Origin of the sequence: Hydrogenophaga sp. NH-16 (assembly GCF_004006415.1) — a bacterium.
Classification (GTDB): Bacteria; Pseudomonadota; Gammaproteobacteria; order Burkholderiales; family Burkholderiaceae_C; genus Hydrogenophaga; species Hydrogenophaga pseudoflava.
In genome coordinates this window covers 1,949,265-1,970,106 of the sequence record NZ_CP029344.1, presented here as the reverse complement: position 1 = coordinate 1,970,106, position 20,842 = coordinate 1,949,265, and the positions used below count along the sequence as shown (strand labels likewise).

Sequence of the window (20,842 nt, the reverse complement as noted above, 5' to 3'; positions counted from 1 at the left end):
TATCAGCAATGAATCAACAAGAAACGGGGAAAGGAGCCAACCGCCAAAGCGGCGTCAGAAGTCCAGCAGCACCGAACCCCAGGTAAAACCTCCGCCCACACCTTCCAGCAACAAGGTGTCGCCTTTCTTGACCTGGCCGTTGCGGACCGCATGATCCAGCGCCAGTGGGATCGAAGCCGCCGAGGTGTTGCCATGCTGGTCAACAGTGACCACCACCTTGTCCATGGGCAGCTTCAGCTTGCGCGCCGTGCCGGTCATGATGCGGATGTTCGCCTGATGGGGAATCAGCCAGTCGATGTCGGCCTCGGTGCGGCCAGCCTTCGCCAGCACAGCACGCGCGGTCTCCTCCAATACACCAACAGCCAGCTTGAAGACGGCCTGACCATCCATCTTCAGCAAAGGATCACCCAGGGTCTGGCCACCGCTGACGTGCCCCGGCACACACAGAATGCCCACGTGCTTGCCGTCCGCATGGATATCGGTCGCCAAGATCCCCGGCACATCGCTGGCTTCGAGTACCACAGCACCGGCACCATCGCCAAACAGCACACAGGTGGTACGGTCATTGAAGTCCAGCAGGCGCGAAAACACTTCGGCCCCAACCACCAGCGCCTTGCTGGCAGATCCTGTGCGGATCATTGCATCGGCAACCGTGAGCGCATAGATGAAGCCGCTGCAAACGGCCTGCACATCGAACACCGGGCAGCCTGCAATGCCCAGTTTGTGCTGGAGGATGGCGGCCGTCGAAGGAAACACCATGTCGGGTGTCGATGTGGCCACGATGATCAGATCAATATCGCCCGGCCCAACCTGGGCGGCCGACAATGCCTTGCGGCAGGCTTCAGCGGCCAGATCGCTCGAGAAGACGCCGTCGCCCACAAAATGCCGCGCCCGGATCCCCGTGCGCTCAACGATCCACTCGTCACTCGTTTCAACACCCCGCGATTTCAAAAGACCCACCATGTCGGCATTGGTCAGGCGCTGAGGCGGCAGGCAACTACCGGTGCCAGTGATGCGGGCAAAACGTGTCATGCGGGCGGGGGAGAAGGTCTCAGATCGTCGGAATGCTCTTGAGATCGCTGGGGATCGCTTCTGGATCGATGAGCGGTGCTGCGTGTGCAATACGCTCCCGGACTTTCTCGAGCAACTGATTGTGGGCTGCATCATAAGCCCGGGCCAAGGCCTGCTCAAAAGCGAAAGCGTCGGCCGACCCGTGGCTCTTGAACACCAGCCCACGCAAACCCAGCAGTGCTGCGCCGTTGTAGCGGCGATAGTCCATCCGCTTCTTGAATGCAGATATCACTGGATAAGCAAACAATGCCCCCAGTTTCGTGAAAATGCTGCGCGAAAACTCGGCCTTGATGAAACCACCAATCATGGTCGCCAGCCCTTCGCTGGCCTTGAGCGCCACATTGCCGACAAATCCATCGCACACCACGATGTCTGTCGTGCCCTTGAAGATGTCGTTGCCCTCGACATTGCCGAAAAAGTTCAGATCACCGGTGTTGGCCGCGTTTCGCAACAGAACGCCGGCCTGCTTGATGACCTCGCTACCCTTGATCACCTCCTCACCAACGTTGAGCAACCCCACCGTCGGATCTTCCCTGCCCGAGATCGCCACGACCAAGGCAGATCCCATGACGGCAAACTGGAGCAGGTGCTCGGCGGTGCAATCCACGTTGGCCCCCAGGTCCAGCACGGTGGTCGCTCCACCACGGGCGTTGGGCATCTGGCTGGCGATGGCTGGGCGGTCAATGCCTTCCATCGTCTTGAGCAGGTACCTGGAGATGGCCATCAGGGCGCCGGTGTTTCCGGCGGACACCGCCGCCTGCGCCACGCCATCCTTGACGTGCTGGATTGCCACGCGCATGGAAGAATCCTTCTTCCGGCGCATGGCCACCTCGACCGGGTCGTCCATCGTGACCACCTCGGACGCATGCACAACCCGGCAACGGACGTTGTTGAGCAACTGGGGCCAAGATTTGAATGCCTCCGGCTGCCCCACCAGAAGCAACTGGGCCTGCGGGTGGCTGGCAAGAAAGGCCGCGCAGGCCGGCAAGGTGGCCGCCGGACCGACGTCTCCTCCCATGCAATCCACGGCAACGGTAATCATGTCAATGTCCCGATGCGGGCACTGCAACGCAGCGCCACCAACAAGAAAAAAGCCCGCATGGTGCTCATGCGGGCCCGTACTGGACCTGTTTGCAGGCGGCAATCACGGCATCCGGCGCTCAGACGCGGCAGGATGGAGCCACCCAGAACTCAAGCCTCGGACTTGTTCTTCAGCACCTGGCGACCACGGTAGAAGCCGTTGGGGCTGATGTGGTGGCGCAGATGGGTTTCGCCGGTGGTCGGCTCCACGGCGATGCCGGGCACGGTCAGGGCATTGTGCGAACGGTGCATGCCGCGCTTGGAAGGGGACTTTTTGTTTTGCTGGACGGCCATGATGGGCTCCTGGAATCGGTTGGGTGTCGGTGGGTTGCGCCAATCAGCAGTCCTGCCCTCTGATCCGGGCGGCAGCGCAAAGCCAAGGATTATAGCCTGAATGACAGGCGGTGCAAAACTCCGGCTGCGATCACTTCTTAAGGCGGCTCAGGGTGGCGAACGGATTAGGGCGCACTTCCGACGCAGCCTCGTCACCGTTCACCGTCCCCGCAGAAAGCAGCAAGGGCTGAGGGCAGACGTCATGCATCGGCACCAGAGGCATCGCCATCAACAACTCGTCTTCGATCAGCGCCAGCAGGTCCGGCTTGGGCTCCAAAGCCAGGACATCCTCCTCGCTCTGGTCATCCTCGGCCTCGGCCTTGGATTCGTCGGCAACGAACCTGAACCAGCGATCCACCTCCAGCGGAACAACCACCGGACCGAGGCATCGCTGACACCCCACAGGCAAATCAAGCGCCGCACGCAGGCGCATCCAGACAGACGACTGGCCGGCAGCGTCCGGGCGAATCTCTCCCTGCACCGACCATCGAACCAGAGCGCCGACCTCGCCGTCAGCATGAATCTCGGCAGACAGACGATCAAAGGATGCCAATGAATCCTCGCTCTCCAGCACACCGCCCGCCTCGGCGAAGGCACGGGCATCGAATCGACGAGGGTTCCAGGACCTGTGGGGAGACACTTTCATACGGCCAGTGTAAAAGATGACACCAGAAAGCCGCGGACAATAGGGCGATGAGCGCTCCTTCCTCTCAAATTCCTGCGCCGCCCCAACGCAAGATCATCCTCGGCTCGACTTCTCGCTACAGACGGGAACTGCTCGAGCGCCTGCGCGTGCCGTTCGACACTGAGCGCCCGAACGTGGACGAAACCCCGCTGCCAGGCGAGGCGCCAGCGACTCTGGCGCGGCGGCTCGCTCTGGCCAAGGCCCGGGAGGTGTCCCAGCGCTTTCCGGAAGCAGTGGTGATCGGCAGCGATCAGGTGGCCGACCTCGGTGGCGAACCGCTTGGCAAGCCCGGCACCCATGATCGGGCGATCGCTCAACTGCGGCGCATGCGCGGGCAAACCGTGGTGTTCCAGACCGCGGTTGCCGTGGTCTGCGCGGCCACGGGCTTCGAACAACTGGACCTGGCTGCAGTCAACGTGGTGTTCCGCGACCTCGACGACCAGGAGATCGAACGCTATCTTCGGGCAGAAGAACCGTACGACTGCGCCGGAAGCGCAAAAAGCGAAGGACTTGGCATCGCCCTGCTGTCCCGGATTGACAACGACGATCCCAGCGCCCTGGTCGGCCTACCGCTGATTCGCACCTGCCACATGCTGCGCGCCGCAGGCGTGTCCATCCTGTGAGCACCCCGGCTGCGCCCAAAGGCGCGCTGTTTCTCGTGCCAACGCCGCTGGACTTCGGATGCAGCCCGCAAGATCCGGTGCCATTGGGGCTGCTGTTGCCCGATGACACCATCCAGGTCGCGGCGCGCCTGGTCCACTGGGTTGCCGAGAATGCAAAGAGCACAAGGGCGTTCCTGAAGCGGGTGGACGCCGCACACGGTCTTGCCACCCCTGTGCAAAACCTTCAAATCGTCGAACTGCCCCGCCAGGCCCACAAGAAAGGGGACCATGCACCCGCCGGCACCGCGGATGCACAGGCCAAGTTGCTGCTCGGCCCCGCGCAGCAAGGACACGACATGGGCCTGGTGAGTGAGGCGGGGATGCCCGCGATTGCCGATCCAGGCAGTTCGGTGGTTCGCGCAGCACATGCCCTGGGCATCGACGTCCGCCCCCTCACGGGCCCCGTGTCCCTGATGCTCGCGCTGGCGGCCAGCGGGTTGAACGGTCAATCGTTTTCTTTCGTGGGCTACGTCCCACAAGACCCTGCCGAACGCAGCCGGCGCTTGCGCGAACTGGAGTCCACCGCCCTCAAAACAGGCCAGACCCAGATCCTGATCGAAACCCCCTATCGCAACGCAGCCCTCCTGCAGGCGCTGCTTCAAACGCTGCACCCTCACACCCGGCTGGCGGTGTCTAGCGGCCTAGGTCTTCCACAGCAACGCACCCGCAGCGCGCTTCTGAGCGAATGGAAATCAGGGGCCTTGGCCGCGCAATTGCCGCTGGATCTGCCAGCGGTGTTTCTGCTGGGGCGCTGAAGCAACCGTTGGTCAGGCGGCCAGCGCAGCCTGCATGTGCGCTCGCACCGCAGCGCTCAGCGCCGGGTTGGCCAGCGCCAGGTCGATCGTGGCCTGGAGAAAGCCCTCCTTGCTGCCACAGTCATAGCGCTTGCCGTCGTAGCGGAAGGCATAGACCTTCTCCGCGCCGATGAGCGCTGCGATGCCATCGGTCAGTTGGATTTCGCCGCCTGCACCACGGGGCTGGCGACGGATGCTCTCGAAAACGCCGGGTGTGAGGATGTAGCGTCCCGCCACTGCGAGCGTGGAAGGCGCCACGGCCGGTTTCGGCTTCTCGACCATGGCGAACACTTCGGCGATCTCGGCGTGGGCACCATGCACGTCCACCACCCCATACCGCCCAGTCTCTTCCTTGGGAACGTCCTGCACCGCCAGCACCGTGCCGGGATGCGACCGGTATGCCTCCACCATCTGCTGAAGCACCGTCGGTCCGCCCGCGTTCTGGCGAGCTCCCAACATCAGGTCGTCGGCCAGCAGCACCGCAAACGGCTCGTTGCCGACCACCCGCTCCGCACAAAGCACCGCGTGCCCGAGACCCAATGGGCGCGGCTGGCGGATGAAGACGCAGTCCATGTCTTCCGGTTTGATGTCGTGCACCAGCTTGAGCAGCTCGGTCTTGTTGCCCCGTTCCAGTTCGTATTCCAGCTCGAAAGCCGCATCGAAATGATCTCCGATGGCGCGCTTGTGGCGCCCGGTGATGAAGATCATCTCGCGGATCCCGGCCGCATAAGCTTCTTCGACCGCGTACTGGATCAGCGGCTTGTCCACCACCGGCAGCATCTCTTTGGGAATCGCCTTGGTGGCTGGCAGAAACCGGGTGCCGAGCCCGCCAACCGGGAACACCGCTTTTTGAATGCGCATTGCCATTTCCTCTCTTAATTTAACTATCACCGCAGTTCAATGCCTGCTCCGCGGGCAGCTTTGAAGATGCCTTCGCCCATGTGCACACCCAGCTCGCGAGCCAGTCTCAGCCCCACGTTTTCTCGCTGGGTGTAGTCCACGATTTCCTCGGCCTTCACCAATTCGCGCGCCACATAGTCCAGACTGCCCAGGCCGTCGGCCAATCCCTGCTGCACGGCCTGCTGGCCGCTCCAGACCAGCCCCGTGAAAGTGTCCGGCGTTTCCTTGAGTCGCGCGCCCCGCCCCTTCTTGACCACCTCGATGAACTGCGCGTGGATCTCGCCAAGCATCGACTGGATATAGGCCCGTTGCGCCTCGTCCTGCGGACTGAAAGGGTCAAGCATGGCCTTGTTCTGGCCCGCCACCATCAGGCGACGCTCCACCCCCACCTTGTCCATCAACCCGGTGAACCCGAACCCTTCCATCAACACGCCAATACTGCCCACAAGACTGGCTTTGTCGACATAGATTTCGTCGGCCGCTGCGGCGATGTAATAGGCAGCCGAGGCGCAGGTCTCCTCCACCACGGCATAGACTTTCTTCTGGTGCAAGGCCTTCAATCGCGTGATCTCGTCGTTGATGATGCCCGCCTGCACGGGACTGCCACCCGGGGAGTCGATCAACAACACCACCGCCTGGGCGCCTTCGTCGTCGAACGCCGCCCGCACCGAACTGAGCACGTTGTCGGCGCTGGCTTCTGCACCCGACGCGATCTCGCCCTTGACTTCGATCAGCGCGGTGTGCGGTGCGCTCACGGCCCCGGCCATTTCCGCCTGCTGAAACCAGAGCCAGACCACCGAGCCCACGATCGCCAGCCATACCAGCCGGAAAAACAGCTTCCAGCGGCGTGCGGCCCGCTGTTCGCGCAGCGTCTCGAACATCAGCCTTTCAAGGGTTTCCCGTTCCCAGGATCCCTCTTGACGGGAAGGTGCCGATGCGGGCACCGGGTTGTCCAGTGGATCGAGGTTCATGATGGACTTGGTCAAAACGCCAGCGGCGCAAAAGGATATTGTGCCTGCCAGTACACAACGCCCTCCCGCTCCTGCAGAGGGACCGTCACCAGCCCGCTGCGACAGGGACCACCCTTGCAGGCACCGTTGGCAGGGTCATAGGCGGCGCCGTGGGTGGAGCACAGCAGCCACTGTCCGCTGTCGTCGAAGAAACGGTTGGGCTGCCAGTCCATTTCCATGGCCACGTGGGAGCAACGGTTCAGATACGCGTGGACCACACCCCGGAACCGGATGGCGAACGCCCTGCAGGTCTGCCCGGCGTACATCACGTCAAAGGGCACGGCCAGCCCGCCATCCAGCAGGTCGCGGCTGTTGCACAGGGCATGGAGGTCGCTTTCACCGCTCATCGCCATCCCTCAGGCATGTGCCTTCAACCAATCGCTCAGCTCTCCGACCGAGTGGGCGACAAACCTGGGTGACAACGACGCAAACGCGGCGGGTTCGTGGGCGCCATAGCTCACTCCGACGCTGTCACATCCGGCATTGACCGCCATCTGCAGATCGTGGGTCGTGTCACCGATCATCAGGGTGCGGCCAGGGTCGACACCGAACTCGCGCATCAGTTGCTCCAGCATCAGCGGACTGGGCTTGCCGGCTGTTTCATCGGCCGTGCGGGAACCATCAAACACGCCCCGAAGCTCCACGGCATCCAGCGCCTCATCCAGCCCCCGCCGGCTTTTGCCCGTCGCCACCACCAGCCAGTGGTGACGTTCCTTGAGGGATGCCAGCATGGGCAGCACGCCATCGAACAGGCTGATGTCGTGCTGATGGGACAGGTAGTGATGGCGGTAACGCTCGCCCAGCCGGGAATACAACTCAGGAGGCACGTCGGGCGCCGCGTGGGCAAGGGCCTGCATCAGGCCCATGCCAATCACGTAGCTGGCCACCGCCTCGCTCGGAACCGCCCCCCCCACGTCCCGCACCGCTGCCTGGATGCTGCGCACGATGATGGCGGTGGAGTCGAACAGGGTGCCGTCCCAGTCGAAGGCGATGAGGTCGTATTGGCGTAGGCGCATGGAAAGGGAGTCGAAAGCAGTCGATTATTGCTGCGGCTCAACAAAAAAGGCACCCGCAGGTGCCCTGTGTGCGTTGGGGCTCTTACACCCTCAAATGCGGTAATCCTCAAGGCTCTTGCCCGCAGCCAGCACCGCGCGCACCCACTCCGGCTTGCGGCCCGGGCCGCCGGCCCACAGCTCCCCGTTGGGGCCACGGTACTTGGCGACAGCCTTGGATTTCGACTTGGCGGCCTTTTTGGCGCCAGCCGCTGCACCACCCAAATCAGTCACCGTGATGCCATATTCCTTCATCTTCGCTTTGATGTCGGCGATAGCGGCGGCCAGTTCGTTCTTGCGCGCCTGCTCGGCCTGACTCATCAATGCCTGCGCCTGTGCCATCAGTTCAGAATAGGTTGCCATTGCGTTTCCTTTGGTATTGGTAAATTTCAGCGATATGGACATCCCAACGATGCCGGCAGAAATTCTAATGGGATTTTCAGGAGTCTGCCCAAGACCCAAGCTCGGAAGGCAATTCAGAATGTAACTCCATCGACTGACCAGAAATAGGATGAGTCAGGCGCAATCGCCATGCATGAAGAAACATGCGGCGCAAACCAGCCTTCGCCAACAGCCGGTTTAAATCAAAATCCCCGTACTTGTCGTCCCCAACGATTGGAAAGCCGGCATGGGACAGATGGACACGAATCTGATGGGTGCGCCCAGTCTTGATAGTGACTTCCAGCAAAGTCAATCCATCCGGGCAAACCGCCTCCAGCCCAGAGGGCGCGGGCAGATGCTTTCGCACCGCCACGAGCGTGACAGCGCGCATGGCATCGGGATGTGCGGCATCGACCACACGCACCCGCCGCTCTCCATCGGGCAGCAGGTATTTGTGCAGCGGCTGGTCTAAAACTTTCAGTTTGGAGGGCCAACGCCCCCGGACCAGAGCCAAATAGGTTTTACCGGTTTCACGCTCGCGGAACTGATCCTGCAGTGACTTCAGGGCACTTTTTTTCTTGGCAATCAACAGCAGACCGCTGGTTTCGCGATCCAGCCGGTGCACCAACTCAAGGAAACGGGCGGCTGGGCGCGATCGGCGCAACTGCTCAATCACCCCGAAACTGACCCCGCTGCCTCCATGCACAGCCACCCCCGCCGGTTTGTCCAGCGCCAGGAAGGCGTCGTCTTCATGGATGACCGGGAAATCGCGCACAGGAACCGGCTGCGCCGCTTTCTCGGCCGGACGCTCGGACAGCCGGATGGGAGGAATGCGCAACACATCCCCAGCCTGCACCCGGTCGTCCGCCGAGATCCTGCCTTTGTTGCGCCGCACCTCACCCGAACGGATGATCCGATAGATGTGAGTCTTGGGAACACCCTTGAGCTCGCGGAACAGGTAGTTGTCCAGCCGTTGCCCGGCCGAATCTTCGTCCACAAGGAGATGTCGCACGGCCCCGGGACCGTCAGAAACTGGAGAATTCAAGGGAAAAACACCATCAGACCTGCGCCATCATCAGGGGCAGCCCCCTATAATGTGTCACGCCAGTCGCGCGTTGTAAGTGATTGATTTTCCTGAGTTTAAGGCAGTCACATCCAGCGACCCGGAACAGCAAGGCTGAAACCGGATGCGATTGGCGACCCGTGCCACCTGTGGCACCCGGCTCGAACCATCCTGCGCACGACGTCCCAGACGTCTCCTTGGCGGGAAACGATCCGGACGGAAGCCGCAGGAGAGCCGACAAAAGAGTAGCGAACCAGATTACGGAATACCCCAATCGGTCAGCCTTTCTTGCAACGCCACAGGCAGGCAGGTGCGGCTGACCGAGGACAAAGTGAAGACAGTGACCGAAACGGCAAGATCCATGTCAACGACATCCGTCATGCCCTGCCTGCTCACCCACATCCACGCGCCTACGCCCTGACCCGGCCGCAGGGCCTTGGCGCGCCACTGTGCGCACAACCCCTGCCGACAGACCGCCCGATGCAGTCGGGACATCACCGGGTCATCGGCTCTCCGGCAATTCCTCCCGTTCGCGTTCTTTCGCTGGCTCACGGCATCCTGGTGTGCGGCCTGTCCGCGCGCCTTGTCAGCGACAGTGAAAAGGAAACGCAACATGAAGCGCATGCTGATCAACGCCACGCAGGCCGAAGAGCGCCGCCTGGCGATCGTGGACGGGCAGAAACTGCTCGACTACGAAATCGAAATCGAAGGGCGCGAACAGCGCAAGGGCAACATCTACAAGGCCGTCGTCACCCGCGTCGAGCCCTCGCTCGAAGCCTGCTTCGTCGACTACGGCGAAGACCGCCACGGCTTCTTGCCGTTCAAGGAAATCTCCAAGCAGTACTTCCAGGGCAATGCCTCGCCCTCCCAGGCCCGCATCAACGACGTGATCAAGGAAGGCCAGGAACTGCTGGTCCAGGTCGAGAAGGAAGAACGCGGCAACAAGGGCGCAGCCCTCACCACCTTCGTGAGCCTGGCCGGCCGCTATGTGGTGCTGATGCCCAACAACCCGCGCGGCGGTGGCGTCAGCCGCCGCATCGAGGGCGAAGACCGCCAGGAACTCAAGCAGGCACTGGACCAGCTGGAGTATCCCAACGGCATGAGCATCATCGCCCGTACCGCCGGCATCGGCCGTGAGGCGGCCGAACTGCAGTGGGACCTGAACTACCTGCTCAAGCTGTGGAACGCCATCGACGGCGCGGCCAAGGGTGGCAAGGGCGCCTTCTTGATCTACCAGGAATCGAGCCTGGTGATCCGCGCGATCCGCGACTACTTCAACAGCGACATCGGCGAGATCCTGATCGACACCGACGACATCTACGAGCAGGCTCACCAGTTCATGAGCCACGTGATGCCCGAGCACGGTCACCGCGTCAAGCGCTACCGCGACGACGCGCCGCTGTTCAGCCGCTTCCAGATCGAGCACCAGATCGAGACCGCCTACAGCCGCATCGTGCAGCTGCCCAGCGGCGGCGCCATCGTGATCGACCAGACCGAAGCGCTGGTGGCGGTGGACGTGAACTCGGCGCGCGCCATCAAGGGCGGTGACATCGAGGAAACCGCGACCCGCACCAACCTGGAAGCCGCCGACGAGGTGGCGCGCCAGGCCCGCCTGCGCGACCTGGGTGGCCTGATCGTGATCGACTTCATCGACATGGAAGAGTCGAAGAACCGCCGCGAGGTCGAGAACCGCCTGCGCGACGCGCTGCGCCAGGACCGCGCCCGCGTGCAGTTCGGCTCCATCAGCAAGTTCGGCCTGCTCGAAATGAGCCGACAGCGCCTGAAGCCCACGCTCAGCGAAGGTTCGTCCATCCCCTGCCCGCGCTGCGGTGGCTCCGGCCACATCCGCGACACCGAAAGCTCGGCGCTGCAGATCCTGCGCGTGATCCAGGAGGAGTCGCTCAAGGACAGCACGGCCGCCGTACTGGTGCAGGTGCCTGTTGAAGTGGCCAGCTTCCTGCTCAACGAGAAGCGCACCGAGATCACCAAGATCGAACTCAAGCAGCGCATCAACGTGCTGTTGGTGCCCAACAAGTCGCTGGACACGCCGAACTACAAGCTCGAGCGTCTCAAGCACGACGATCCGCGCCTGGACAACCTCGACTCCAGCTACAAGCTGGCCGAGGAAGTGGACGATGTGGCCAGCTTCACGCGCCGCAGCCAGGAGCGCACCAACAAGCAGGAGCCGGTGATCAAGGGCGTGCTGCCCGACGGCCCGGCACCAGTGGCTGCGCCCAAGCCCGAGGTGGCTGCGCCCGCACCGGTGGTCGCGTCCCCTGCGGTGGTGGTCGAGCCCGCGCCAGCGCGTGCCGCCGCCCCTGCCGAAAAAGGCTTCTTTGGCTGGCTCAAGAGCCTGTTCGGCATGGCACCCGCTGCAGCACCAGTGACGCCTGCTCCGGCACCGGCCGCTGCTGAAGCGCCGAAGACCGATCGCGGCGAAGGCAAGTCGTCCAGGGACGGCCGCGGTCGTGGTGGCCGCAATGGCGAAGGTCGCGGTGACCGCGGCGAGCGCCAGGGCAACCGCCCGCCCCGCAGCGAAAACCGGGGAGAGCGCACCGAGATCCAGGGCCGCGGCAATGGTGAAGGCCGCCGTGGTGACCACCGCGCCGAGGGTCGCAGCGGCGAACCTCGGGGTGAACGCGCCGAGGGACAGGGTCGCAACGGTGGGCGCCGCGACAGCCGCCGAGACAACCGCCAGGACCAGGTCGCCGACAGCACCGCGCTGGAAGGACAGATCTCCACCACGCCGGCAGGTGAAGCACCCGAGGCCGCCGCCGAAGGCGCCCGCCGCGAACGCCGTGGTGGCCGTGGTGACAACCGCCGACGCCAGGGGCAGGAGCCCGGCGACAACGCATCACAAGGCGTGGTGGACACCGCGCTGCTCAACGCAGCCCCTGCAGACGCGATGACCTCGGAGCCGTCCGAGGCAGCGCCCTCCGAGGTGGTGGAAGACGATGCCGCCGCACCCCGCGCGCCGCGCGAGCGCCGCAGTCGCGACCGCTATGGCCGTGACCGCCGTGAGCGCGCGCCGCGTGACGGTGAAAACAGGGAAGAAGCCCCTGCAGGTGCGGAGCCTGCGGCCCCGGTGACTGCCGACGTGCAGGACGAGCAGCGCCCGGTGCGCAGCTACTTCACCCAGCCTGCCAGCGCAGCGCCGACACAGGTCGAGCCGGCACCCGTGGTGGCGGCCGAGCCGGTGGCGGTGATTCCCGATATCGTGGCCCCTGCCACCCCCGCACCTTCGGTCGCGGCGGCAACCGCCGGCATGCCCAAGGTCGTGCCGTACACGTTGTCGATGGACGACCTGCACCGCGTGGCACAGGCCAGCGGGCTCGAATGGGTCAATTCGGATGCAGCAAAGGTCGCCGAGATCCAGGCCGCCATCGCTGCCGAGCCCAAGCCGATCCATGTGCCCCGCGAACCCAGGCCGGTGGTGCTGGTCGATGAAGGCCCGCTGGTGCTGGTGGAGACCCGCAAGGACCTGCGCGATGTGAGCCTCCCGTTCGAGAATCGCTGATTCCGGACCCAGGTTCCCAGCAAACAAAAAGCCGACCCTTGGGTCGGCTTTTTCTTTGTGTCAGTGGCTGCAAGGCAGCGGGCAAACCAGCCCGCCAGCTTCAGTCGCCCAGCAGCGCCGCCCGCTTCCACGCGGCCTGGGCACCCGCCTGGTCCTGGCGCTCCTCCGCCAGCAACGCCAGGGCACACCACGTACGGCGCAGCAGGGCCGGCTCGTGCAGGCTGTGGCTGGCCTGGCCCAGCAACTGGGACGCCTTGCCCCAGAGCTGGCGCTGCCGGCAGGCCTGACCGGTGAGGTACTGCAGGTAGGCGTTGTTGGGCCACTGCCGCTGGCTCTGTTCGAGACGCGCCAGCCCCGTGGCGTCCAGCCGCATCAGCCCGGGTTCCATTGCCAGCGCCAGCTTGTGCTGCAAGCCCTCATCCAGTGCAGCAAATCCCTGCCAGACGGGTTCCAGCCAGCCACCGGTCAATTCGTGGGCCTGTGCTGCCATGTCTTCGTCAGGCGCCAGGGCCACCAGCCGATGGGCACGCTCCACTGCCGCCAGGATCAGCTCGGGCATGGCGCGCTCGGACGCATCCAGGCGCGACCACACGGATTGCAGCTGGGCTAGGTCGTGCGCCTCGCGCAGCGCATCCAGCGCCAGACCGCGCACGATGCTGCGCGAGGCCTCTGGCGAAAAGGCGCGGTGCTTGGCGAGCAGACGCGCTGTTTCCAGTGCCTCGGCGGTCGCTCCCCCCAGACGCGCCACCCGCAGCTTCAGGCGCAGCGTCTGGATGCGGCGAGACGCCCCCTGGGGAAGCTCGTCCAGGTGGCTGCGGGCCGCCTGAAGGTCTCGGTCCTCAACCGCCCAGCGGACCGCCCGCATCAGGGCACCCTCACGGGCCTCGGTCGACTCCTTGGCCAGTTTCGGATGCAGCGCCGCCTGCAGGTGCTCGTCGCGGGCGCTGCGGTTCTGCAGCGATTGAGCCGCTTCGGCCACCAGCAGGTGGGCCAGTTGCTGGAGTTGTCCACGCCGTGGCCACTGGGCCGCCGGGTGGCTGTTGAGCTGTTCCAGCGCCGCAAGCCCGGCCGCCTGCGCACGGACGAAGCGGCCAGCGATCTGGTTGGACAAGGCGTCCATCAGCGCGCCGACCGCCGCCCGCTCCATCTGCTGGCTGCGCCAGCGCTGCGCCTGACGGGGCAGCTCGCGGAACATGCTCAATGCCCGCAGGGCCAGGTACAGCAGCACGAAACCCGCTACCAGGCAGAACAGGACAAAGTTGAACGAGACATCGAACCGGTAGGGCGGCCAGAACAGGCTCACCATGGCCTGGTTCTGTCCGGTCAGCAGGGCCAGCGCCACCGCCAGTGCGGCCAGACCCAGCAACCAGAAGACATTGCGCATCGCACCCCGCTGGCGCCGCGGCCCGTTCATCAGCGTCCTCCCGCGGCCACCGCGAGCGCCGCCAGACTCTCTTCGGGCCGGGGCCATTCCGTGAGCACCAGTTCGGCGCGCAGCTGCGTCACTGCGGCCTGGGCCGCCGCGACGTCGGGAGCGGTGGTGTCGAAGTGACGAGCGAGTGCCGCATCGATGGTCTTGAGGTCGTCCTGCACCGCGTCCATCTGGCGGGCCAGCAGGCCCAGCCGCGCGTTGAGCAGCCGCAGCTTGAGGTTCTCCCGGAGGAAGAACGCCTGCTCCGGCGCCAGCAGCACCGCTTCGGGCCGGTCGATGCGGCTCACCCGCACCAGCTCCCGTCCGCTGCGGGTGGTTTCCTCCCACACGCGCGACCAGAAGCCGGACCAGGTCTGCACCGCGCGGTCCCAGCCGCCGGCCGCGGGCGCGGCAGGTTCGGCAGGGTTCGCGGATGCTGTCGAGGCGCTGCCGGAGCCAGACGCCTTGCGTGCCGCCGGTGAACGGGGGCCGACGTCGTTGGGCACCGGCCACTGGTCCACCCGTTGCACCAGCTCGTCCAGCCGCTGTACCAGCGAGGGCACATCGGCCACCGAGGTGCTGCGGATGCGCTGCACATCGCGCGCAATGGCGCGCTGGACCGGGTTCAGCCGCGGCTGCGCGGCACGGGCGATGCGCTCATCGGCCGACTGCAGGGCCGCGAGCAACGGCTGCACGCTGCCAGTGAGCTGAGACTGTTGCTGGGCCAGGCGCAGGGAGGACTCCAGATCCTGCACCAGGTTGTCGTCCCGGGACCGGGACAGCGCCAGCATCAGCTCTTCGAGCTGGGAGCGCTGCAGACTGACCTCGGACAGGCGGACCTCGGCCACCGCCAGACGCGCCTGCAGTTCCTTGACCTGGGCCTCGGCCTGCGCTGCCACCGTCCGTGTTTCCGACGACTGGGTTTCGCTGACCTGGGTGCGGCGCGCCAGTTCCTTCTGGGTGAAATCCACCTTCTGCCACAGCAGGCCGGCCATCATCAGCGTCAGCACTGCCAGCAGCAGCGCCAGCGCGCCCAGCCAGACCCCACCGCGCCGGGCAGGTGCAGGGGAGCCTGAGCCGGTGGTCACCACGGGAAGAACCGGGGTCGGCGCAGCGGGGGAAGGTTCGGGAGTGTCGTTGCTCATATCGGGCTCCGCACCGATTCTAGGGCGACCAACACATCGGGCAATGACGGGCGGCTGGTGTACACGTGTACAAAGCCCGTCGCCCGCGCCGCCGCCGCGATCCGTTCGTGGGTGCACAAGGCCCCGGCGCGGGACCAGTCGGCCGCTGGCATCGCCGTCCGCAGATGGGCCACAGCCTCTGAACTGCTGAAGAACCAGAGGGCATCCTGCTCTGCCAGGGCCCGGTCGGACGGGGTCCACCGGGGAGCATGCCGTTCGTAGGCGGCGCAGGCCTCAACCGCGGCCCCGCGCGCGCGGCACTGCTCCATCAGCCACTCGCGCCCACTGCCCTCGGTCCCACCCATGGGCACGCCGTCGGCCGAGGTGGACACGCCCCGCACCACCAGCAAACGTGCACCAGCCCTCGCCTGAGACGACACCACAGGCCACAGATGCTCGGAATCGAACTGCAGTGCATCGGCCGGTGGCTGGTCGATCCGCTCGGGCCCCAGGCCGAGACGCTGCAAGGCCACCGAGAGCGTTCGCGCCGTGCCCGGCCCCGGCGCCCAGAACCGTGTGCCTGTCCGATGCGCTCCGCCGTCCGGAAGCACACCGTCGAAAAAGTGCTGCACCGCCGCGGTGCTCACGAACATCAGGGCGTCCCAGTGGCTCCAGCGGGCCTGGACATCGCGCAGCCGCGCGAGGACCTGCGGATCGCGCGGCGCACCGATGTCGATCAGGGGCAGGCTGTGCGCCTCCCATCCCCGGGCCTGCAGCGCCGCCACCCATGCACCGGCTTCGCCGGCGGGCCGCGTCACGATCACCCGGGACCAGCGGGACGGCACGGCCGCGTGCCCGGCCAAGGCTCAGCCTCCCGCTGCGCGGGCACCACCGGCGCGCAGGGCCTGCGCCACCCGGTGACCCAGGGACTCCGCCTGTTCGAGCGTCTCGACGCGCGCCTGCTCCTGCACCCTCACCACCGCCAAGCGCCCCTCGGGATCGCCCCAGGCGGCGTCCAGGCGCAGGGTCTGCGGCGCCTCGGCGTCCCAGCGGGCATAGGCGGCCAGCGGCATCGAGCAGCTGCCGCCCATGGCGCGGGAAACCGTGCGTTCGGCCGCCACGCGCAACCAAGTGGGCATATGCACCAGCGGCGCAAGGGCCTGCATCAGATCGGTGCGGTCGCTGCGAATCTCGATGCCCAGCGCGCCCTGCCCGGCGGCGGGCAGCGACTGTTCGGGGTCGAAGATGCCGCGGATGCGCGAAGACAGGCCCAGACGCTTGAGACCAGCGGCCGCCAGCACAATGGCGTGGTACTGGCCTTCGTCGAGTTTGCGCAGGCGGGTGTCGAGGTTGCCGCGCAGCGGTTCGATGCGCACGTCCTGCCGGCCCAGACGGTCCAGCGCCTCGCGCAGCAACACCAGACGGCGCAGGCTGGACGTACCGACCACCCCGTCCCTGGGCAGGTCGGCCAGCGAGGCACAGGTGGCGGACACCCAGGCATCGCGCGGGTCTTCGCGCTCCATCACACAGGCCAGGGCGAACCCGTCGGGCAGGTCCATCGGCACGTCCTTGAGCGAGTGCACGGCGATGTCGGCCCGCCGCTCTTGCAGCGCCACCTCCAGCTCCTTCACGAACAAACCCTTGCCACCCACCTTGGACAGGCTGCGATCCAGGATCTGGTCGCCCTGGGTCGTCATGCCTAGCAGCGTCACGCGGTGGCCCAGAGATTGCAAGAGCGCCTTGACGTGCTCGGCCTGCCACAGCGCCAGACGGCTCTCCCGCGTGGCGATCGTGATGTCAAGCGGGGCGGGCGGGATTGAAATGGACACGGTGCACTATCAAAAAAAGATCAGGCCGGAACCGGCGTTTTCGTACCCCGTTGGTAACGGTGCGGGGAACTTTGGATGCTAGCATGCCCCCTGCCCAAATTTTCAGCAATACCTCTCTCGGCATCCCCTCGCCACCACCCCGCATGAGCCCCTCCCCCGCCCGCAAAGCCGCCCCCGCATCCCGCAGCCGTGCCAGCGCCGACAAGGACCTGCCCCTGGTCGAAGACATTCGCCTGCTGGGCCGCATCCTGGGTGATGTGATCCGGGAGCAGGAGGGCAAGGCGATGTTCGAACTGATCGAGCTGATCCGCCAGCTCTCGGTGGCGTTTCGCCGGCACGCCGACGAATCGGCCGACAAGACGCTCAAGAAGCTGCTCAAGGGGCTGTCGGGCCAGCAGACGGTCAGCGTGATCCGCGCCTTCACCTATTTCAGCCACCTGGCCAACCTGGCCGAAGACCGCCACCACATCCGCCGCCGCGCCATCCACGAGCGCGCGGGTGATGTGCAGCCCGGTAGCCTGGCCATGACGCTGCAACGCCTGCACAAGGCCGGCATCGCGCCCGCACAGATCGTGCAGAGCCTGGCCGAAGCGCACATCTCCCCGGTGCTCACTGCCCACCCCACCGAGGTGCAGCGCAAGAGCATCCTGGACGCCGAGCGCGACATCGCCCGCCTGCTGGCCGAGCGCGACCACCTGCTGCCGCGCGAGCTGGCCGACAACGAACTGCAGCTGCGCGCCCGCGTCACCCAGCTGTGGCAGACCCGCCTGTTGCGCTACACCAAGCTCACCGTGGCCGACGAGATCGAGAACGCGCTCAGCTACTACCAGGCCACCTTCCTGAGCGAGATCCCGCGCCTGTACCGCGAGCTCGAAGAGGGGCTCGGCGAGGCCGCGGCCGAGGGTCTGGCGCCCTTCCTGCGCATGGGTCAGTGGATCGGCGGTGACCGCGATGGCAACCCCAACGTCACCGCCCCCACACTGGACCTCGCCCTGCGCAGCCAGTGCGAGATGGTGCTGCGCCACCACCTGACCCAGATCCACCTGCTCGGCGCCGAACTGTCTGTGTCGGCCATCCTCACCCAGGTCTCGCCCGCGATGCAGGCGCTGGCCGAGCGCTCGCCCGACCGCAACGCCCACCGCCAGGACGAACCCTACCGCCGAGCCCTCACCGGCATGTACGCCCGTCTGGCCGCCACCCTGCAGACGCTCACCGGCGGCGAAGCGGCACGGCATGCCATCGCACCGCAGGACCCCTACAGCGGCCCCGAAGAGCTGCTGGCCGACCTGCACACCATCGAAGCCTCGCTGCTGGCGCACCACGGCGCCCACCTGGTGCGCGGCCGCCTGCGGCCGCTGATCCGTGCGGTGGAGGTGTTCGGTTTTCACCTCGCCACGGTGGACCTCCGCCAGAGCTCGGACAAACACGAAGAGGTGGTGGCCGAACTGCTGGCCACGGCCCGCATCGAGCCGGACTACAGCGCCCTCGACGAAAACGCCAAACGCACCCTGCTGCTGAAACAGCTCAACGACGCGCGGCCGCTGCGGGTGCCTGGCGTCGACTACTCGGCCCACGCGCAGAGCGAGCTGGCCATCTTCGAAACCGCGCGCCTGGCACGACAGCGCTACGGCAATGCGGCGATCCGACATGCCATCATCAGCCACACCGAAACAGTCAGCGACCTGCTCGAAGTCCTGCTGCTGCAGAAGGAAGTGGGATTGGTCCACGGGTTGCTTGGCGAGGACGCCGTGGCCGACCTGATCGTGGTACCGCTGTTCGAGACCATCGAAGACCTGCGCAACGCCGCACCCATCATGCGCGAGTACTACGCACTGCCGGGCGTGCGCGAGATGGTGCTGCGCGGCGCGGCCGACGGCTATGGCGAGCAGGACATCATGCTCGGCTACTCCGACAGCAACAAGGACGGCGGCATCTTCACCAGCAACTGGGAGCTCTACCGCGCCGAGATCGCGCTGGTCGAGCTGTTCGACCACCTCAACGCGGGGGCCGAGAAGACCATCGGTCTGCGCATGTTCCACGGCCGCGGCGGCACCGTCGGTCGCGGCGGTGGCCCGAGCTACCAGGCCATCCTGGCCCAGCCGCCGGGCACGGTGCGCGGCCAGATCCGGCTGACCGAACAGGGCGAGGTGATCGGCTCGAAATATGCCAACCCCGAGATCGGTCGGCGCAACCTCGAAACCTTGGTCGCTGCCACGCTGGAGGCCACGCTGCTGCAGCCCACGCGCAACGCGCCCAAGGCCTTCCTGGACGCCGCCGCCGAGCTGTCCATCGCCAGCATGAAGGCCTACCGCGCGCTGGTTTACGACACGCCGCGCTTCCCCGAGTACTTCTTCGCCGCGACACCGATCCGCGAAATCGCCGAACTCAACATCGGCTCGCGCCCCGCTTCGCGCAAGGCGACGCAGAAGATCGAAGACCTGCGGGCCATCCCCTGGGGCTTCAGCTGGGGCCAGTGCCGCCTGACGCTGCCTGGCTGGTACGGTTTCGGCTCGGCGGTCCAGGCTTTCCTCAAGGGCGGCGGCGCCAAGGGCCAGACCCAGCGCAAGGAGCTGCTGCAGAAGATGTTCAAGCAATGGCCCTTCTTCAGCACCCTGCTGTCCAACATGGACATGGTGATGGCCAAGAGCGACCTGGCCCTGGCCACCCGCTACGCCGAACTGGTCGAGGACAAGAAGCTGCGCAAGAAGGTGTTCGACGCCATTGAGGCCGAATGGCACCGCACGGCCGAAGCCCTGACCCTGATCACCGGCGAGAAGCAGCGGCTGGCCAACAACGAGGCCCTGCAGCGCTCGGTGCGCCACCGCTTCCCCTACATCGACCCGCTGCACCACCTGCAGGTCGAACTGGTGCAACGCCACCGGTCGGGTGATCTGGACAACGAGGATGAGAAGGTGCGCCGGGGCATCCACCTCTCGATCAACGGCATCGCAGCCGGTCTGCGGAACACCGGCTGAGGCCATCCCCGCGACGACAGCGGGGGCAGAGGGCGGCCACTAAAATGAACAGGTGACCCATTTGACCAACGCCGACCTGCACTGCCACTCCGTCGTCTCGGATGGCACGCTCACGCCCGAGGAGCTCGCGCCCCGGGCCAAGACCAATGGCGTCGAACTCTGGGCGCTGACCGACCACGACGAGGTCGGCGGTCAGGAGCGCGCGGCAGCGGCGGCCCGGCAGGTGGGTCTGCCCTACCTCACCGGCACCGAAATCTCGGTCACGTTCGCCAACGTCACGGTGCACATCGTCGGGCTGGGCTTCGATCCCACCGATCGGGCGCTGGTCAACGGGCTGCGCCAGACCCGTGGCGGTCGCGAGGAACGCGCCCGGCAGATGGGTGTGGAGCTGGCGCGCGCGGGCATTCCCGGCGCCTTCGAAGGCGCGATGAAATACGTCGGCAACCCCGATCTGATCTCGCGCAGCCACTTCGCGCGCTACATCGTCGAATCGGGCCACTGCCCCGACACCAACGCCGTGTTCCGCAAGTACCTGGCAGAGGGCAAGCCCGGGTTCGTGCCGCACCGTTGGGCCAACCTGGGTGATGCGGTGAAGTGGATCACCGGCGCCGGTGGTGTCGCGGTGATCGCGCACCCGGCCCGCTACAAGTTCACCGCCAACGAAGAATTCGCGCTGTTCAACGAGTTCCGCACGCACGGGGGCCGTGGTGTCGAGGTGGTCACTGGCGCCCACAGCCAGGCCGACTATGTGAAATACGCCGAGTTCTGCAGCGAGTTCGATCTGCTGGCCTCGCGCGGCAGCGACTTCCACAGCCCCGACGAAAGCCACACCGACCTGGGCAAGCTGCCCGACCTGCCGGGCGGCGTCACGCCGGTCTGGTCCCTGCTCGAATCGCGCATCCAGTGACGGCTGCGCTTCCGGTTGCCCACGGCCATCGCGCCGTTGTGGGCTTGG

General features: G+C 65.8%; 20 protein-coding genes. 5 read left to right on the top strand and 15 right to left on the bottom strand.

Annotated elements, in window-relative coordinates; genetic code table 11:
- Positions 1-54: 54 nt before the first annotated feature.
- The 4 genes from DD542_RS09565 to DD542_RS09550 all read right to left on the bottom strand — a co-directional run bounded on the left by DD542_RS09565 (position 55) and on the right by DD542_RS09550 (position 3,130).
- On the bottom strand, positions 55-1,032 hold the full coding sequence (locus DD542_RS09565; RefSeq protein WP_127805357.1) for a beta-ketoacyl-ACP synthase III: 978 nt from the start codon (positions 1,030-1,032) through the stop codon (positions 55-57).
- A gap of 19 nt (positions 1,033-1,051) precedes the next feature.
- Positions 1,052-2,113, bottom strand: a complete 1,062-nt coding sequence (plsX, locus tag DD542_RS09560) for a phosphate acyltransferase PlsX (RefSeq protein WP_066153348.1) — start codon at positions 2,111-2,113, stop codon at positions 1,052-1,054.
- 149 nt (positions 2,114-2,262) lie between these two features.
- A complete protein-coding gene (rpmF, locus tag DD542_RS09555) occupies positions 2,263-2,445 on the bottom strand; it encodes a 50S ribosomal protein L32 (protein ID WP_011794326.1) in 183 nt (60 codons plus the stop codon).
- A gap of 130 nt (positions 2,446-2,575) precedes the next feature.
- Positions 2,576-3,130, bottom strand: coding sequence for a YceD family protein (locus tag DD542_RS09550; RefSeq protein ID WP_066153345.1), 555 nt, complete (start codon positions 3,128-3,130; stop codon positions 2,576-2,578).
- 47 nt (positions 3,131-3,177) lie between these two features.
- Here DD542_RS09550 and DD542_RS09545 point away from each other — a divergent pair, with 47 nt between their 5' ends.
- The gene (locus DD542_RS09545) at positions 3,178-3,792 is read left to right on the top strand and encodes a Maf family nucleotide pyrophosphatase (protein ID WP_066153343.1); all 615 of its coding nucleotides are present in this window, start codon (positions 3,178-3,180) and stop codon (positions 3,790-3,792) included.
- Positions 3,789-4,586, top strand: coding sequence for an SAM-dependent methyltransferase (locus DD542_RS09540; protein WP_127805355.1), 798 nt, complete (start codon positions 3,789-3,791; stop codon positions 4,584-4,586). Before DD542_RS09545 ends, DD542_RS09540 begins: the two co-directional genes overlap by 4 nt.
- 12 nt (positions 4,587-4,598) lie before the next feature.
- Here DD542_RS09540 and galU read toward each other — a convergent pair whose 3' ends face one another.
- From galU to DD542_RS09505, 7 genes are all read right to left on the bottom strand, one after another.
- The gene (gene galU, locus DD542_RS09535) at positions 4,599-5,486 is read right to left on the bottom strand and encodes a UTP--glucose-1-phosphate uridylyltransferase GalU (RefSeq protein WP_127805353.1); all 888 of its coding nucleotides are present in this window, start codon (positions 5,484-5,486) and stop codon (positions 4,599-4,601) included.
- A 26-nt stretch (positions 5,487-5,512) separates the two neighbouring features.
- Positions 5,513-6,406, bottom strand: coding sequence for a S49 family peptidase (locus DD542_RS09530; protein ID WP_241559787.1), 894 nt, complete (start codon positions 6,404-6,406; stop codon positions 5,513-5,515).
- A gap of 101 nt (positions 6,407-6,507) precedes the next feature.
- The gene (locus DD542_RS09525; RefSeq protein WP_127805351.1) at positions 6,508-6,888 is read right to left on the bottom strand and encodes a Rieske 2Fe-2S domain-containing protein; all 381 of its coding nucleotides are present in this window, start codon (positions 6,886-6,888) and stop codon (positions 6,508-6,510) included.
- Between the two features lie 3 nt (positions 6,889-6,891).
- Positions 6,892-7,551 (bottom strand): HAD-IA family hydrolase, encoded by a 660-nt coding sequence (locus tag DD542_RS09520; protein ID WP_127805349.1) that lies wholly within the window; start codon positions 7,549-7,551, stop codon positions 6,892-6,894.
- A 90-nt stretch (positions 7,552-7,641) separates the two neighbouring features.
- Positions 7,642-7,950 carry an H-NS histone family protein gene (locus tag DD542_RS09515; RefSeq protein WP_127805347.1) on the bottom strand — a complete coding sequence of 103 codons (309 nt, stop codon included), beginning with the start codon at positions 7,948-7,950 and terminating at the stop codon, positions 7,642-7,644.
- 76 nt (positions 7,951-8,026) lie between these two features.
- On the bottom strand, positions 8,027-9,013 hold the full coding sequence (locus DD542_RS09510; RefSeq protein WP_127805345.1) for an RluA family pseudouridine synthase: 987 nt from the start codon (positions 9,011-9,013) through the stop codon (positions 8,027-8,029).
- 276 nt (positions 9,014-9,289) lie between these two features.
- Positions 9,290-9,646, bottom strand: coding sequence for a hypothetical protein (locus tag DD542_RS09505; RefSeq protein WP_127805342.1), 357 nt, complete (start codon positions 9,644-9,646; stop codon positions 9,290-9,292).
- Between DD542_RS09505 and DD542_RS09500 the strand changes: the two genes are divergently transcribed.
- The gene (locus DD542_RS09500) at positions 9,645-12,548 is read left to right on the top strand and encodes an Rne/Rng family ribonuclease (protein WP_127805340.1); all 2,904 of its coding nucleotides are present in this window, start codon (positions 9,645-9,647) and stop codon (positions 12,546-12,548) included. The genes DD542_RS09505 and DD542_RS09500 overlap by 2 nt on opposite strands.
- A gap of 100 nt (positions 12,549-12,648) precedes the next feature.
- On the opposite strand, the gene DD542_RS09495 is transcribed toward DD542_RS09500, so the two are convergent.
- From DD542_RS09495 to hemC, 4 genes are read right to left on the bottom strand one after another with little or no spacing between them, the layout of a single operon-like run.
- A complete protein-coding gene (locus DD542_RS09495) occupies positions 12,649-13,962 on the bottom strand; it encodes a heme biosynthesis HemY N-terminal domain-containing protein (protein WP_347232070.1) in 1,314 nt (437 codons plus the stop codon).
- Entirely contained in the window at positions 13,962-15,104 is a 1,143-nt protein-coding gene (locus DD542_RS09490; RefSeq protein ID WP_066153311.1) for a uroporphyrinogen-III C-methyltransferase, read from the bottom strand. The genes DD542_RS09495 and DD542_RS09490 overlap by 1 nt, the downstream gene beginning before the upstream one ends.
- Positions 15,101-15,946, bottom strand: a complete 846-nt coding sequence (locus DD542_RS09485) for a uroporphyrinogen-III synthase (protein ID WP_241559735.1) — start codon at positions 15,944-15,946, stop codon at positions 15,101-15,103. The genes DD542_RS09490 and DD542_RS09485 overlap by 4 nt, the downstream gene beginning before the upstream one ends.
- Before the next feature lie 3 nt (positions 15,947-15,949).
- Complete coding sequence (gene hemC / locus DD542_RS09480) at positions 15,950-16,906, bottom strand: hydroxymethylbilane synthase (RefSeq protein ID WP_127807342.1); 957 nt, start codon at positions 16,904-16,906, stop codon at positions 15,950-15,952.
- 149 nt (positions 16,907-17,055) lie between these two features.
- On the opposite strand from hemC, the gene ppc reads away from it, so the two are divergent.
- Positions 17,056-19,887, top strand: a complete 2,832-nt coding sequence (gene ppc / locus DD542_RS09475) for a phosphoenolpyruvate carboxylase (protein WP_127805338.1) — start codon at positions 17,056-17,058, stop codon at positions 19,885-19,887.
- A 52-nt stretch (positions 19,888-19,939) separates the two neighbouring features.
- Positions 19,940-20,794, top strand: a complete 855-nt coding sequence (locus DD542_RS09470; protein WP_127805336.1) for a 3',5'-nucleoside bisphosphate phosphatase — start codon at positions 19,940-19,942, stop codon at positions 20,792-20,794.
- Positions 20,795-20,842: the final 48 nt, after the last annotated feature.